Source organism: Corallococcus carmarthensis, assembly GCF_003611695.1.
Taxonomy (GTDB): domain Bacteria; phylum Myxococcota; class Myxococcia; order Myxococcales; family Myxococcaceae; genus Corallococcus; species Corallococcus carmarthensis.
Window position 1 is genome coordinate 60,400 of sequence record NZ_RAWE01000014.1, and the last position, 14,859, is coordinate 75,258.

Here is a 14,859-nt window from a genome sequence, read left to right on the forward strand (position 1 = left end):
CGGTTTAGAAGCGCGCCTGCAGCAGCGTGTTGAAGCCCAGCGCGTGCGGCTTCTCGAAGTTCGGCTGCGCGATGCCCGTCACGTCGTCCTCGAACGTGGTCCGGTTGGTGTCGTACGTGTAGTAGACCTCGCCGACCGCCGCGACCGTCTCCGACAGGTCCCACCGGAAGGTGGCCTTGGCGGACAGGATGAGCTCCGCCTCGCAGGCGCCGGAGCCGCCGCAGGTGCTGGGCAGGATGCTCAGCTGGTTGGCGTCACGCACCACCACCGTGCGCGTGCCGGTGAGGCTGGGGGGCGGGTTGCTGCCGCCCACCAGCGGCACCGGGCTGCGGAAGGATGCCGGCTGCTGCACGCCGAAGATGAAGCCCGGCGTCAGGTGCAGCTTGGCCAGGTTGTAGTCCGCGCCGACCGCGCCGAAGATTTCCGGCTTCAGCACCGTGCCCGTGGGGAAGTCCTGGAACGGCGGGAAGCCCGGCACGTCGAACTGGATGAAGGACAGGCTGCGGTAGAGCGCCAGCACGTTGAAGCGCCACTGGTTGAGCTTCGCGCGGCCCTGCAGCGCGAAGGCCGTGGCCCCCTGGTACTTGGTGGCGCCGAACTTGTCCGGGTCCTGCAGCGACTGCGTCAGGTAGCTGCCCTCCAGCGACACGGAGTAGGACAGGCCGCCCGGGTACTGCTCCGGCGCGAAGAAGCGCTGGTAGATTTCCGGGTCGTTCTTGTAGAGCCGGAAGTCCACGCTCGTGCCCACCGGCACGCCCACGTGGTAGACGATCTGCCCGGACACACCGGACGCGTTGACGGGCGCCTCGATGGACTGGTTCGCCAGACCCGGGACGATGCCCTTCTGGAAGTAGCCCGCGCCGGCCTCCACGCGCAGCGTCTCCAGGACGTCCCAGCCCGCGCCGGCCATCGCGCCGTAGAGCGTCTCCTGCTCCAGGATGAGGTCGTTGAGCACCAGCGCCGTCTTGCCGCCGATGTACGCGTACCAGCGGTCGCGCGTCAGCTGGAGCTTGGCGCCCGGCACACCCGCCGCGGTGGCGCGGTTGGTGAAGATGGGGCTGCCACCCCAGGAGATGCGGTACGCGTAACCCAGACGGAAGCGGTCCGCGGACACCGGGAAGCCGGTGAGCGAGATGCCTTCCTTCTCACCCCAGCCCGGCGGCTGGTAGTTCAGGCGCACGTAGCTGGAGTTGTCGAGGATGTCGACACCGCCGGACGGGCGCTCCAACACCAGCAGCGTGAGGGCCGCCTCGGTGGTGAGGCCCTCGAAGAACGCCGGCATGCGCTTGTAGAGCACGATGTTCGACAGCGACTCGAACCCGGAGAACTTGGTGTTGAAGTTGTCGTAGAACTGCGTGTTCTGGTTACCCGCGCCAAAGCGTGCGTTGGGGCTGTTGGGAGTCGTCTCTCCCGCGCCCGCGAGCACGTTGTCGTCCGCGAAGACGAACGACAAACGGGTGTCCACGAAGTCCCCGGCCCATGCGGGCGCGGAAAGGGCTGTCAGGCCCGTCAGGGCCAGCGTCTGCAACGTTTTCAAATTCCCTCCAGGAAGCGGTCCGGGGGAGACCGCTCCTCCCAGCGCCCCGGCATACCGCCGGGGCGCGCAATGCGACTGCTCAAAGGTGAATGGCGACTACGGGCACGGCTTGATGGGCTTCGGGCACTCCATCCCGGGCCCCGGATAGCAGCACAGGTCGTCCTGGTCTCTCGGCAGGACGTTCCAGCGCGGACGCGCGGGACCCACGTGCTTCAGGTGGCCCACGACGTCGAAGGTGGCCGCGCGCAGCTGCTTGCACTGGAGCGCCTTCGCCGCGTCGGCGTCGTTCTCGTTGCAGTCCGGGTTCAGGTCCGGCACCGCGTCCTTGATCTGCAGGCTGATGCGCGAGCGCGTGTCCGGAGACACCGTGCAGCTGGCGTTGGCCGTGGCGGCGGCGTCGCGCACCAGCGCGACCGTCACCTCGGAGCCCTGCAGGGTGTACTCGAAGCGGGTGTTCGCGGGGATGAGCGTGCCCGTCTGGTCCACCGTGACGGTGTCCGTACCGAAGCGCGCGCGCACCGGCTGGGTGCAGAGGATGTTCATCCGGTAGCCCTGGGGCAGCGTCTTCGAGGGCCTGACGGACGTGGTGCCCGCCGTGACGCTCATGATGCGGCCGGGGACGGACTCGTCCATGCCCGCGGAGGCGGGGCCGGTGGCGTTCATCTCCACCACGAACTGACCGAAGTTCGTGTACGTCGTCTTCTCCGCGCAGATGGTGCCGGCGTACTCGCCAATGCCCAGCGCGCAGTCGATGACGCACTTGCGCTCCGGCAGGTCCGGGTCATCCGCGGGCTCCGCGAAGCAGTTCTGCCAGCTGCGCGACGTGCCGCTGCCCACCGGGCAGAACATGGGCATCTCGTTGTTGCCGTTGGCGTCGCAGTTGCGGAAGACCTTGGGGAACTTCACCCGGCGCAGCTTCACCAGCGACGACTCCAGGCTCTCCATCTTGTAGTTCTTGTAGCTGTAGCCACACAGGATGTCGTCCAGGTACGGCGAACCGCTGTAGCCGCACAGCCGGCCGTTCACCTCCACCGGCGGGACCAGGTCCAGGTACTTGTTCCACTGGTCCTGGGGCAGCAGGCGGACGTTCTCGCGCAGCGTCCAGGCGGGGAAGCTCATCTGCGTGGTGTTGGTGAACTCCGCCACCGTGCCGGACAGCGTCCAGAGCAGGTCGCCGGAGTCCAGCCCTTCCGGGAAGGAGTAGTTGTAGATGTAGATGCTGTTGAAGCGGCCCGGGTTGTAGCCGTCCGGCTCCGCGGTCTGGACGTTCGCGCCCGTGACGCTCTTCTCCAGCACGCGGCAGGCCGTCATGTCCGTGACGTAGAAGCCGCTGGAGTCCGTGCCCGTCACCAGCAGCATCATCTGCTTGCCGTTGTTGGGGTCGGACGGGTCGCAGTTCTGCGTCAGCGGCTCGCCGGCCTCCGGCGGGCGGCCCACGCGCATGAACTGCTTGGTGAAGACGCTCGTCTCCGAACCGCCCTCCGGCAGCTGGATGGTGGCGAGGGCGGGCTCCTCGAACCGGATGCCCGTGGACAGGCCCGTCGCCAGGGTGCGCGTGTCCGGCTCCTGGGGCAGCTGGGAGAGGTCACCCACGACGCCGCCGTCCGCGTAGTCCAGCTCCAGGTCCTGGTCCTGCACCCAGACGTGCGTCTCGCCGTACAGGTGGGCCACGCGCACGCTGCCGGTGCCCTTGCCGTTGGTGAGCTGCGCCCAGCGCTTGTTGTACTCACCGGTGAGGTCGCCCGGGATGACCCGGAACGACACCGGCCCGTTGAAGGACGTCATCTCCCCGCCGGTGCCGTCCAGCGCGGTGATGGACAGACCGATGTCCACGTTCGTGCGGGGCAGGGTGTAGGGGCAGTCCGTCGTGCCGCGCACCGCGGGCGGCACCGCCGCCTGGTCGTTGCCGTACTTCGCGGCGCACGCGTTCACCACGGGCAGCAGCGCGGCCGGCGAATCCCCGGTGGTGATGCTGGTCACCTCCACGCGGAACGAGGTGAGTCCGACGGTCGTCTCGGACTCCTTCGTGTAGCAGCCGGCCGCCAGGGCCAGCGTGGACAGCAGGAAGAGTCGCTTCATCACTTCACCCTCCGCCCGATGCGGCCATCCTCGATGGCGCTCGCGATGGGCATGGCTGTGGGCTTCTCACAGAACGACCGCAGCTGGCTCGTCACGGTGCCGCAGGTGGGGTTGCCGCCCGTGAGCAGGTCACGGCACGTGCAGCGGCCGGTGTAGGGCCCCTGCGGCAACGCGCACTCCGCCAGCGCCGCGTCCTTCGTCATGTCCGGCAGGCCGCACTGGGCCATGGCCTTCTGCTGCTCCGTGGCGTCCGCGGGCACCTTGAGCAGGTCGCGGCAGGCGCAGCTGCCCACCTTCTTGTCGAGCCCGTCCTCGAAGGCCTTGGACACCTTGCAGGAGTTCAGCGTCTTGTCGTCCACCGTCCACTGGCCGTTCACGAGCGAGCCGCAGCGCGTGCCGTTGCTGGACGTCTCCTTGCCCTCGAGCAGGTCCTTGCAGGTGCAGAAGCCCTGCATGTAGCCGATGAGCGAGTCGCGCAGGCTGATGCCCGTCTCGATGCGCGTGGTGTTGCGCTTGAGCACCGTGAAGCCGGAGCCGCCCTTGGCGATGTAGTCGTTCACCGCGACCTTGTAGGTGCCGTTGGTGTCCAGCGGCCTGCCGTTGATCTGGATGTCGATGCCCGGGTGCGCCCAGCAGCGCGAACCGGCGGTGTCCTCCAGGCACGTCCACGGCGCGTGGCCCTCGCGGTCCGCCTGGGGGCAGTCCGTGCTGACCGTCGCCGGGGTGCAGGCGATGCGCAGGTCGTTGAGCTGCACCTGGGCGCAGTCCATGGTGAAGCGGGCGCCGGAGATCTGCGCCTGGCTCACGCACCCGCGCTCCGCGGAGCGCTCGGTGACGAAGTCGAACATCTCCTGCATCTCCACGCCGGACAGGTACATGATGTTGATGGTGTTCTCGAACGGGAACACGTTGAACATCGCCTCCTGCGTCACGACGCCCGCGTAGAGGTTGTCGCGGATGCCCAGGGAGTTGGTGAGCGCCATCTCCGCTTCCACGCGGTTGCGCTTGCGCATGGAGTCCGCGGCGATGTTGCCCAGCGGGGAATCACCGCCGTTGGAGTTGTTGCGCCGCTGCACGTCGAGCGGGGCGTAGGAGAAGATGGAGGTGAGCTGCAGCTTCACGTCCATGCCCAGCAGGTACGGGATGAGCAGGTCCGTCGTCTGCGCGTCTTCCTGCCGGCCGCACTCCGCGATGGCCTCGCGCACGCCCGGCGCCTCGATGAACTTGCCCGGATCCCAGAAGATGTTGTCGTCGAAGCGGTACTTGCGCATCGCCTCGTTGCACCAGAGGGCGTCCACCGGGAACGCGTGGTAGTCCTGGCTGATGACCTCGGCGCCCTCGTTCTCGCCCAGGTGCTCCGGCATCTTCACGACCAGCTCCAGGCGGCCCACGTACTTGGCGAACGCGCCCGAGTGCGACAGCACGACCTTGCGGCCGCTGGGGTCCGTCACCAGCTGCGGCGGGTTGAGCACCACGTGCAGGTGGCCGCCCAGCACCACGTCCATGCCGCTGACGCCCGCGATGTGCACGCGCACCACCGACTTGTCGTTGCCTTCCGGCCCGAACCACTCCAGCACCTTCCACTGGTCGTGCGCGCGGTTGATGAAGGGCTTCGCGCGGCCGTACTCATAGTAGGCCTCGTAGCCCTGGATGAGATCCTGGTCCTCGGTGAGGCCCAGGTGGCTGACGATGACAATCAGGTCCGTCACCGGGCGCAGCAGCTCCACGTAGGAGCGCGCGGCCTCGTTCTGCTCCAGCGGCGTCACCTGCAGGCTGTTGCCGCCCTCCACGATGGAGTTGAGCGAGGAGATGTTCGCCATGCCGATGACGCCCACCCGCAGGCCCTTCACCGTCCGGATGGTGTAGGGGTTGGTCACCATGGCGGTGCCGTTGGTGCCGGTCGTCTTCGGGTCGTCCCAGAAGTAGTTGGCGGCCAGCAGCGGGAAGTTGGCGAAGTTGCGCGCCTTCTGGGTGAAGTTGAGCGCGCCGGCGTCGAACTCGTGGTTGCCCACCACGGCGGCGTCCAGACGGTTTTCGGAGAGGAAGCGGAACTCCGCCTCGCCCGTGTTCACGTTGAAGATGGGCGCGCCCTGGAAGCAGTCACCCGAGTCCAGGTGCAGGATGCGGTCGCCCTTCTTGCGCTCGCGCTTGAGGATGGACGCGATGCGCGTGGCGCCGCCGAAGGGACCGGCCTCCGGGATGAGCTCCAGGTCCTGGTCCGTCTTCAGGGGTGTGAAGTCGTACGGGACGAGCCGCGAGTGGATGTCAGAGGTATGAAGGAGGGTAAGCCGCACCTCCTGACCCTCGAGGTGGTAGTCCTGGCCTTCCAGTACAGGCATGCACGAGGCGAGGGCCAGGGCGCAGGCGCAAAAGAGGCCGAGCAGTGCGCGACACATTCGTGACGGATCCGTGATTCGTAGGGAGTGACGACTTGAGGACGGCGCAACCTACGGGATCAAGGGTGCACGGGCAAGCAACGCCACCGTGGCACCTCCACCTACCAGGGCACCAGGAGAGCAGGCAGACATGCGTCCCAGCAGTTCCAATGTAACCGACATCGAGATCATCGAGGACTTCTCCGCCACGGCGCGTTGTGACGAAGGTTTCCTCCGGGTGCGTCGGCTGCGCTGCCGCAACCGGCGCGCGGATGGCTCTTCCTCCTCTGTGTACCGGGTGGATGTGGTGGACCGGCCACGGCTGGACGCGGTGTCGGTGCTCATCTACCGCCGCGCGTCAGATGGAAACGTGGAAGTCCTGACGCGGATGAACTTGCGCCCCGCGGCGTACTTCCGCCGCGAGCAGACCGCGTCCATGACGGTGCCCGACGCGGTGAGCTATCTGCGCGTGGAGGAGATCGTCGCCGGCCTGCTGGAGCCCTCGGACAAGGGCGAGGAGGGCCTTCGCCGCCGCGCGGCGGAGGAGGTGAAGGAAGAGGCGGGCTACACGGTGCGGCCGGAGGACATCCAGCTGTTGGGCGGCGCGTTCTTCCTCGCGCCGGGCATCCTTTCGGAGAAGGTCTTCCCGGCCGCGGTGGACGTCACCGGCGTGGCGCAGGGCGAGGTGGAGGGGGACGGCTCTCCTTTGGAGGAGGGCATCCACCTGCAGTGGCGGCCGCTGAGCGCGGTGCTGGACGCGTGCCGGCGCGGTGACATCGCGGACGCGAAGACGGAGGTCTCCCTCACGCGACTGCTCGCCCGGCTTTCCTGAAGCCGCTTGCTGTTTCCGGGGTGAGGACGGACGGGGTAGGGTGCTGCCCGTCCGTTTCCTCCTCCAGGCGAGGTTCGTCGCATGTCGTCGCTGCCCCCGTGGCTGGCCCAGCTGTTGCCCATCGTCATCCTGCTCGGGGCCATTGGCCTGGTGCTCTCACGGCTTCCGAAGGTGGAGCTGGGGCACAGCGATGCGTTCCGCCGCCGCCGCTTCCTCAACTGGTTCCCGCTGGGGCTCACGTACGCGTTCCTCTACATGGGGCGCTACAACGTCAACGTGGCGACGAGCGCCATGGGCGCGCAGACGTCCAACGCGGACTTCGCCACCATCTTCTTCTGGGGGACGCTCACGTACGGCGCGGCCTTCCTCCTCAACGGCCCGCTGACGGACAAGCTGGGCGGCCGCTTCACCATCCTGCTGTCCGCGGGCGGCTCCGCGGTGGCGAACATCGCTATGGGCGGGCTGGTGTACGCGGTGCTGAAGAACGGCTGGGCCCCGCCGGGCGGCGTGGTGGCGTGGCTCGCGGGCCTCTACAGCGTGAACATGTACTTCCAGAGCTTCGGCGCGGTCTCCATCGTCAAGGTGAACGCGTCGTGGTTCCACGTGCGGGAGCGCGGCCAGCTGGGCGGCGTGTTCGGCATCCTCATCTCACTGGGCCTGTACTTCGCGTTCGACTGGTGCCGCTTCATCGCGGACGCCGCGCCGGTGTGGTGGGTGTTCTTCGTGCCCGCGGCGCTGCTGCTGGGCTTCCTGGTGCTGGACTTCTTCGTCATCCGCGACACGCCGTCCCAGACGGGACACCCGGACTTCGACACGGCGGATGCGTCCAGCGGGGAGACGGGCCCGGCGCTCAGCGTGCCGCAGCTCTTCGGCAAGCTGCTCAGCAACCGCGTCATCGTGATCATCCTGGGCGTGGAGTTCTGCAGCGGCTTCCTGCGCAACGCGGTGATGCAGTGGTTCCCCAAGTACGCCAAGGCGGTGGGCGAGTCCGGCGGCTTCGTGGCCTCAAACTGGGGCATGCTGTCGTGCGTCGCCGGCATCCTGGGCGGCATGTTCGCGGGCGTCATCAGCGACCGCATCTTCGACTCGCGCCGGGGCCCCGTGTCCACGGTGCTCTACGCGGGCCTGCTGCTGGGCGCCGTGGGCGCGGTGTTCCTGCTGGGGACGGCCGGGGCAGGCTGGTCCGTGGTGTTCATGTCCCTGTGCGTCATCGGCGTGCACGGCATGCTGTCCGGCACGGCCACCATGGACTTTGGCGGCAAGAAGAACGCGGGCATCGTGGTGGGCATCATCGACGGTGCCGTGTACGCGGGCACCGCCATCCACGCGCTCGTCTACGGGAAGATCCTCCCCACGGGCGACGCGATGAAGGACCCCGCCAACTGGAAGCCGTGGCCCCTGGCCATGCTGCCCCTGGCCGTCGTGGGCCTGGTGCTGGCGTCGCGGGTGTGGCACGCGAAGCCCCAGCCCCGGGGCGCGCCCCTGCCGGTGGGCGACGTCGTCCCGGGCGCCGTGCCGGGCGCGTCGTCTCGTACGGGCACCAACGGTTGAGGCACCAGCGGAGCGCGCCGGGTGTGTGACCCCGGACGCGCCCCTGTCCTTTGGTGGGGGTGGCTCCCGTGTGACAGGCCTGTGACGTAGACTGGAGTTTGTGTCCCAGGCCCCCGAAGCGCTCCACAGCCGGTTCGACGTCCACGACCGCAAGCAGTTCGAGATCAAGCTCGAGTACCAGCCGACAGGCGCGGACGAGACGCGCTACCTGGTGGAGGCCTACCTCTTCCTGCCGTCGAGCCTGAACATCGACGCGGAGACGTACCCTCGCGCGGACTTCTACGCGGACATCCACAACTACGTGCGCTTCAAGACGCCGGTGATGGAGCTGGGGGAGCTCCTGTCGTCGGAGGGCTCGCCGCTGGTGAAGCTGGAGGCGTGGCAGCGCACGGGGCTGGCGCCGGAGGCGGACGTCGTCTACCAGGCGAAGCTCTTCTCGTGCGTGCTGCGAGGCGCGCTGCGCCGGTTCGCCACCACGGTGGAGACGCGCTGCGACGCCAAGGCCGGCGAGGCGGCGAGGGTGGACCTGGAGTCGGTGGTGCGCTCGGCGGGGGACTCCGTGCCCGCGGTGCTGGAGCGCTTCCGTGCGTGGCTGCGCGCCACCGGTGAGGCGAAGCTCCAGGAGAAGACGCGCGCGTCGCTGCGGCTGGTGGACGAGTACGTGAGCCTGCTGGTGGAGCAGTTCTTCCGCCGGGCGGTGGCGGACATGGACGCGCTGCCGCGCACGGGGCCGTGGCTGCCCCTGCGCAAGGGACTGATGCAGGCGGTGCTGCGCGAGGAGTCCTACCGCAAGGAGCACCGGCTGCGCTCCGTGTTGAGCCCCACGGGGGACAACGAGGAGTACATGCAGCGGCTGGGCTTCCTGAAGAAGTTCTGCATGAACGTGCTCTTCCTGTCCTCGCGCCGGCGGCAGCGGCGGCAGGGCTGGGAAGAGGTGCTGTTCGCCATCGCGGCGGGCGTGGCCATGGCCTTCGCCACGTCGGTGGCGCTCTGGGCGCAGGTCCGCTTCACGCAGGTGAGCCTCAACTTCTTCCTGGTGGCCGTGGTCGGCTACATGATGAAGGACCGCATCAAGGAAGGCCTGCGGCGCATGTTCAGCCGCGTGGCCGCCACGCACCTGTACGACCGCACCACGGATCTGGTGGACCCCGTCACGGCGCGCACCATCGGCATCTGCGAGGAGCGCGTGGACTACGGCGCGGCGGTGAAGGTGCCGCAGGCGGTGTCGTCACTGCGGCTGCACGACGACTTCCTCACCGTGTCCCAGGGCGAGCTGTCGGAGGCGGTGATCCGCTACCAGAAGCGCATCGTGCTGGACGCGCGCCTGCTGCCCCGCTCCGAGCGGGGCCTCACGGGCGTCACGGACATCCTCCGGCTGCACGTGGGGCGCTTCCTGCGCGACATGGACGAGCCGGAGTTCGCGCTGGAGTACGTGGACCTGGGGGACTTCTCCGTGGGCCACATCCGGGGCGCGAAGCGCTACCCGGTGGACCTGGTGTTCCGCTTCACGGTGATGGAGGCGGGCGTGCGCAAGGAGTCCGCGCAGCTGGTCCGGCTGGTGCTGGACCGCAACGGCATCCAGCGCATGCAGAACTTCGTCCGGGCCCCAGAGGCACTGGCGGCGGCTCCGGAGGCTCCGGCGGCGTCCGCGGAGCCAGGGGGGTCGGTGCCCATCCAGCCAGCCGCATGGCGCGCGGGCGCGTGATTTGATGGCCAGCCCCGCGCCGGGGGCATGTATCTTCCGGCGTCCATGGCTTTTGAAGACCTCAAGCAACGCGTGCGGCCGGACTGGCGCGACACGCTCCGGAGCATCCTGGAGAAGGCCCGCTCGCTTGGCCCCCAGGCGGTGCTGGCGTTCGACCTGGACTCCACCCTCTTCGACAACCGGCCCCGTCAGGCTCGCATCCTGCGCGAGTACGGCGACGCCCGGTCGTTGAGCCTGCTCTCCGTGTGCGAGCCGCGCCACTGGGACACCGGCTGGGACATGCGCGCCGCCATGCGGGCGTGCGGCATGGAGGACGCGGAGGTGGAGCGGCGCTACGCGGACGCGCGCGCCTTCTGGCAGGAGCGCTTCTTCACCAGCGCCTACTGCGTCTCCGACGAAGCGATTGAAGGGGCGGCGGCCTTCACCCAGGCGGTGGCCACCACGGGCGCGCAGGTCGTCTACCTGACCGGGCGCCATGAAGCGATGCGCGAGGGCACCATCGCGTGCCTGGCGCGCTGCGGGATGGTGACGCCTCCGGGTTCGGACGCGCGCGTGCACCTGGTCATGAAGCCCACGCTCGCGGAGAACGACGACGCCTTCAAGCGCGAGGCCCACCTGCGCCTGGGCCGCATGGGCACCGTGGTGGCGGCGTTCGACAATGAACCCACGCACGCCAATGACTACCGCCACCGCTTCCCGGAGGCGACAGTCATCCACCTGGCCACGGACCACTCGGGACGCGCCGTGGAATTGAAGGATGGCATCGTGTCGGTGCCCCATTTCGCATTGGAGGACGTGACGCACCGCGCCTGAAAGAAAGGCGGGGTGGAGACGGTTTCTGAAAGGCTTTGGAAGTCCCTTGGCCGCGCGCTAAGAGGCGCACGGCGTTCGCCGCCCTTTCCCCCTCGGGTCCCCAGGGGCGGCCCAGACGGAGGCATGCCGCGGTGGCCAGCGCGTACTCGAAGGACCTGTTGTTGACGATGTACCGGAAGATGTACCTCCTGCGCCGCTTCGAGGAGCGGGCCGGCCAGCAGTACACGCTGGGGAAGATCGCCGGTTTCTGTCACCTCTACATCGGCCAGGAAGCCGTGGCGGTGGGCTGCAACGAGGCCATCCGTCCGGACGACTACATGCTGTCCGCCTACCGCGACCACGGCCAGCCGCTGGCCCGTGGCAGCGACGCCGGGATGATCATGGCGGAGTTGTTCGGCCGGGGCTCCGGCTACAGCAAGGGCAAGGGCGGCTCGATGCACATCTTCGACATCGAGCACCACTTCTACGGCGGCTACGGCATCGTCGGCGGGCAGATTCCGCTCGCGGCGGGCATGGCCTTTGCGGCGCGCTACCGCAACGAGGACCGCGTCACGGTGTGCTTCTTCGGCGACGCGGCCGCGAACCAGGGCGCGTTCCACGAAACCTTCAACATGGCGCAGAAGTGGAAGCTGCCGGTCATCTACATCTGCGAGAACAACCGCTACGGCATGGGCACGGCCATCGCGCGCACGTCCGCGGTGCCGGAGATCCACAAGCGCGCCTCCGCGTACGGCATGCGTGGCGAAGCGGTGGACGGCATGGACGTCCTCAAGATGTACGAAGCGGTGAAGGACGCCGCGGAGTACTGCCGCGCGGGCAAGGGCCCCGTGCTGATGGAGGCGAACACGTACCGCTTCCGCGGCCACTCGATGGCGGACCCGGCGAACTACCGCACCAAGCAGGAGGTGGAGGACGAGCGCAAGAACGACCCCATCCCCAAGCTGCGCGAGTTCGCGATGAAGCAGGGCTTCAACCTCTCCGATGCGGACTTCGAGGCCATCGAGGAGGAGGAGAAGCGCGCGGTGGACGCGGCGGTGAAGTTCGCCGACGAGTCGCCCGAGCCCAGCGTGGAAGAGCTGTGGCGCGACACCATCGTGGAGCCGGGCGAGGAGGACGTGCGCCCGCGCGAGCGCGTGCTGGGCGTGAAGGTCACCAACTGGCCGAAGTACCCGTCGGGCCAGGAGTTGAAGGTGACGTGGGACCTGGAGCCCCGCGCCGAGGCCGAGCAGGCGGACAAGAAGGCGGGCCTGAGCCGCTAGCGCTCACGTTCTCCCCCAGCCACTACCCTTTCGAGATTCGAGTTCGGAGCCGACGATGCCCGAGTTGATGTATCGCGAAGCGTTGAACCAGGCGCTCGCCGAGGAGATGGAGCGCGACGCCAATGTGTTCCTCATTGGCGAGGAAGTGGGCCGCTACAACGGCGCGTTCAAGGTGTCCCAGGGCCTGCTGGACAAGTTCGGGAGCGCGCGCATCATCGACGCGCCCATCAGCGAGCTGGGCTTCACCGGCCTCTCCGTGGGCGCCGCCGCGGTGGGTCTGCGCCCCGTGGTGGAGATGATGACCTGGAACTTCGCCATCCTGGCGATGGACCAGATCGTCAACAACGCGGCCAAGCTGCGCCACATGAGCGGCGGCCAGCTGCGCTGCCCCATCGTGTTCCGCGGCCCGGGCGGCGCGGGCGGCCGGCTCTCCAGCCAGCACAGCCAGTCGCTGGAGGCCAACTACGCGCACTTCCCCGGCCTGAAGGTGATTGCCCCGGCGACCCCGGCGGACGCCAAGGGCATGCTCAAGAGCGCCATCCGGGACGAGAACCCGGTGGTCATGTTCGAGGGCGAGCGCCTCTACGCCATCAAGGGCGAGGTGCCGGAAGGCGAGCACATCGTTCCCCTGGGCAAGGCGGACGTGAAGCGTGAGGGCACGGACGTCACGCTGATCACGTGGAGCCGGATGTACTACTTCTGCATGGAGGCCGCGGAGGCCCTGGCGAAGGAAGGCATCAGCGTGGAGGTGCTGGACCTGCGCACCCTGCGGCCCCTGGACGAGGAGGCCATCCTCGCGAGCGTGCGCAAGACGAACCGCGTGGTCATCTGCGAGGAGGGCTGGGCGCTGGCCGGTATCGGCGCGTCCGTGGTGGACCTCATCCAGTCCCAGGCGTTCGACGACCTGGACGCGCCCGTCGTGCGCGTCACCGGGTTGGATGTGAACATGTCCTATGCGGCGAACCTGGAGAACGCGACCCAACCGGACGCGCCCAAGATCATCGCCGCCATCAAGAAGGTGCTGTACCGCGAGGGAGCCTGAACGCGTATGGCGACGCCCATTCAGATGCCCAGCCTTTCCCCGACGATGAAGGAGGGGAAGATCGTCAAGTGGCTGAAGAAGGTGGGAGACAAGATCTCCTCCGGAGACGCCATCGCCGAGGTGGAGACCGACAAGTCCAACCTCGAGGTGGAAGCCTTCGACGACGGCTACCTCATCCAGATTTCCGTGCCCGAAGGCGAGGTCGCCGCGGTGGGTTCGCCCATCGGCTACCTCGGCGCCAAGGGAGAGAAGGCCACGGGGAGCGCTCCCCAGGCCGCGGCGCCCCAGAAGACGGAGGCCCCCAAGGCCGCCGCCCCTGCCGCCGCGCCGAAGCCTCCCGAGCAGGCCCCGGCCCCCGCCGCCAGCGGCGCGGGTGAGGGGATTGCCATCCTGATGCCCTCGCTCTCCCCGACGATGACGGAGGGGAAGATCGTCAAGTGGCTGAAGAAGGAGGGGGACAAGATCTCCTCCGGGGACGCCATCGCCGAGGTGGAGACGGACAAGTCCAACCTCGAGGTGGAGGCGTACGACGACGGCACGCTCGCGCGCATCACCGTGCAGGCGGGCGACATGGCCAAGGTCGGCGCGCCCATCGCGTTCCTCACGCCCAAGGGCGCCAAGGCCGGGGCCTCCGCTCCGGCGGCCGCACCCCAGGCTCCGGCCGCTCCGAAGGCACCTGCCCAGGCTCCCGCCGCCGCGGCTCCGTCCGCGCCCGCCGGGGGACAGGTCGTTCCGCTGCGCCGCGAGCCCCAGGCTCCTGCTTCGGGGGGTGGTGCTGGCGGCCGGCTGCGCGCCAGCCCCCTGGCGAAGCGCATGGCCCAGGAGCGCGGGCTGGACATCAGCCAGGTGCGCGGCACGGGTCCGCTGGGCCGCGTGGTGAAGCGCGACGTGGAGCAGGCGCTGGGCCAGGGCCTGGCGAAGGCTCCCGCGCAGGCGCCGGCGGCGAAGAAGGCCGCTGCTCCGGAGGTTCGCGCCTTCGGCACGCGCCCTGAGCCGCAGGCGGTGCCCATGTCCTCCATGCGCAAGGTCATTGGCCAGCGCATGTCGGAAGTGAAGCCCGGCGTGCCGCACTTCTACCTGACGGTGGAGGTGGAGATGGACGCCGCGGTGAAGATCCGCGAGGAGGCCAAGGCGCTGGACCTCAAGGTGTCCGTCAACGACATCATCGTGAAGGCGGCGGCCATCGCGCTGCGCCGTTCACCGAAGATGAACGTGTCGCTCCAGGGCGATCAGGTGCTGCACTTCGGCACCGTGGACGTGGGCATCGCGGTCGCCATCGAGGACGGGCTGATCACCCCCATCATCCGCGACGCGGACCTGAAGGGCCTGCAGGCCATCTCCTCCGAGTCCCGCGACATGGCGGAGCGCGCCCGCAAGCGTTCGCTGAAGCCCGCCGAGTACACAGGCGGCTCGCTCACGGTGAGCAACCTGGGCATGTACGGCATCGACCAGTTCATCGCCGTCATCAACCCGCCCCAGTCCGCCATCATCGCGGTGGGTGCCGTGGCGGAGAAGGCCGTGGTGCGTGACGGCCAGCTGGCGGTGCGCAAGATGATGACGGTGACGCTGTCGGGTGACCACCGCGTCATCGACGGGGCCACCGGCGCGGAGTACCTCCGTGAGCTGAAGGGGCTCCTGGAGCACCCCTCGCGGTTGCTGTTCTAGC

General features: G+C 68.6%; 10 protein-coding genes. 7 read left to right on the plus strand and 3 right to left on the minus strand.

Annotated features, from left to right (window positions below; translation table 11 throughout):
* Positions 1–4 precede the first annotated feature (4 nt).
* The 3 genes from D7X32_RS06575 to D7X32_RS06585 all read right to left on the minus strand — a co-directional run bounded on the left by D7X32_RS06575 (position 5) and on the right by D7X32_RS06585 (position 6,012).
* The gene (locus D7X32_RS06575; protein ID WP_171448249.1) at positions 5–1,537 is read right to left on the minus strand and encodes a hypothetical protein; all 1,533 of its coding nucleotides are present in this window, start codon (positions 1,535–1,537) and stop codon (positions 5–7) included.
* A 96-nt stretch (positions 1,538–1,633) separates the two neighbouring features.
* Positions 1,634–3,616 (minus strand): hypothetical protein, encoded by a 1,983-nt coding sequence (locus D7X32_RS06580; RefSeq protein ID WP_120601642.1) that lies wholly within the window; start codon positions 3,614–3,616, stop codon positions 1,634–1,636.
* A complete protein-coding gene (locus D7X32_RS06585; RefSeq protein ID WP_120601643.1) occupies positions 3,616–6,012 on the minus strand; it encodes a bifunctional metallophosphatase/5'-nucleotidase in 2,397 nt (798 codons plus the stop codon). Before D7X32_RS06585 ends, D7X32_RS06580 begins: the two co-directional genes overlap by 1 nt.
* 130 nt (positions 6,013–6,142) lie before the next feature.
* Between D7X32_RS06585 and D7X32_RS06590 the strand changes: the two genes are divergently transcribed.
* The 7 genes from D7X32_RS06590 (at position 6,143) to D7X32_RS06620 (ending at position 14,858) form a co-directional block, all read left to right on the plus strand.
* Positions 6,143–6,823 (plus strand): NUDIX hydrolase, encoded by a 681-nt coding sequence (locus D7X32_RS06590; RefSeq protein ID WP_120601644.1) that lies wholly within the window; start codon positions 6,143–6,145, stop codon positions 6,821–6,823.
* Positions 6,824–6,904: 81 nt separating this feature from the next.
* Positions 6,905–8,374 carry an MFS transporter gene (locus D7X32_RS06595; protein WP_120601645.1) on the plus strand — a complete coding sequence of 490 codons (1,470 nt, stop codon included), beginning with the start codon at positions 6,905–6,907 and terminating at the stop codon, positions 8,372–8,374.
* A 100-nt stretch (positions 8,375–8,474) separates the two neighbouring features.
* The gene (locus tag D7X32_RS06600; RefSeq protein WP_120601646.1) at positions 8,475–10,079 is read left to right on the plus strand and encodes a hypothetical protein; all 1,605 of its coding nucleotides are present in this window, start codon (positions 8,475–8,477) and stop codon (positions 10,077–10,079) included.
* Between the two features lie 45 nt (positions 10,080–10,124).
* Positions 10,125–10,892, plus strand: coding sequence for an HAD family hydrolase (locus tag D7X32_RS06605; RefSeq protein ID WP_120601670.1), 768 nt, complete (start codon positions 10,125–10,127; stop codon positions 10,890–10,892).
* A 131-nt stretch (positions 10,893–11,023) separates the two neighbouring features.
* Positions 11,024–12,151 (plus strand): pyruvate dehydrogenase (acetyl-transferring) E1 component subunit alpha, encoded by a 1,128-nt coding sequence (gene pdhA, locus D7X32_RS06610; protein ID WP_120601647.1) that lies wholly within the window; start codon positions 11,024–11,026, stop codon positions 12,149–12,151.
* A 55-nt stretch (positions 12,152–12,206) separates the two neighbouring features.
* Positions 12,207–13,193 carry a pyruvate dehydrogenase complex E1 component subunit beta gene (locus D7X32_RS06615; RefSeq protein WP_120594201.1) on the plus strand — a complete coding sequence of 329 codons (987 nt, stop codon included), beginning with the start codon at positions 12,207–12,209 and terminating at the stop codon, positions 13,191–13,193.
* A 6-nt stretch (positions 13,194–13,199) separates the two neighbouring features.
* Positions 13,200–14,858: a pyruvate dehydrogenase complex dihydrolipoamide acetyltransferase gene (locus tag D7X32_RS06620; RefSeq protein ID WP_120601648.1), complete on the plus strand. Its 1,659-nt coding sequence runs from the start codon at positions 13,200–13,202 to the stop codon at positions 14,856–14,858.
* Position 14,859 lies beyond the last annotated feature (1 nt).

Coding starts and splice junctions, on each gene's coding strand:
- D7X32_RS06580 (WP_120601642.1), bottom strand. CDS start 3,616: ATGAAGCGACTCTTCCTGCTGTCCACGCTGGCCCTGGCGGCCGGCTGC.
- D7X32_RS06585 (WP_120601643.1), bottom strand. CDS start 6,012: ATGTGTCGCGCACTGCTCGGCCTCTTTTGCGCCTGCGCCCTGGCCCTC.
- D7X32_RS06590 (WP_120601644.1), top strand. CDS start 6,143: ATGCGTCCCAGCAGTTCCAATGTAACCGACATCGAGATCATCGAGGAC.
- D7X32_RS06595 (WP_120601645.1), top strand. CDS start 6,905: ATGTCGTCGCTGCCCCCGTGGCTGGCCCAGCTGTTGCCCATCGTCATC.
- D7X32_RS06605 (WP_120601670.1), top strand. CDS start 10,125: ATGGCTTTTGAAGACCTCAAGCAACGCGTGCGGCCGGACTGGCGCGAC.
- D7X32_RS06615 (WP_120594201.1), top strand. CDS start 12,207: ATGCCCGAGTTGATGTATCGCGAAGCGTTGAACCAGGCGCTCGCCGAG.
- D7X32_RS06620 (WP_120601648.1), top strand. CDS start 13,200: ATGGCGACGCCCATTCAGATGCCCAGCCTTTCCCCGACGATGAAGGAG.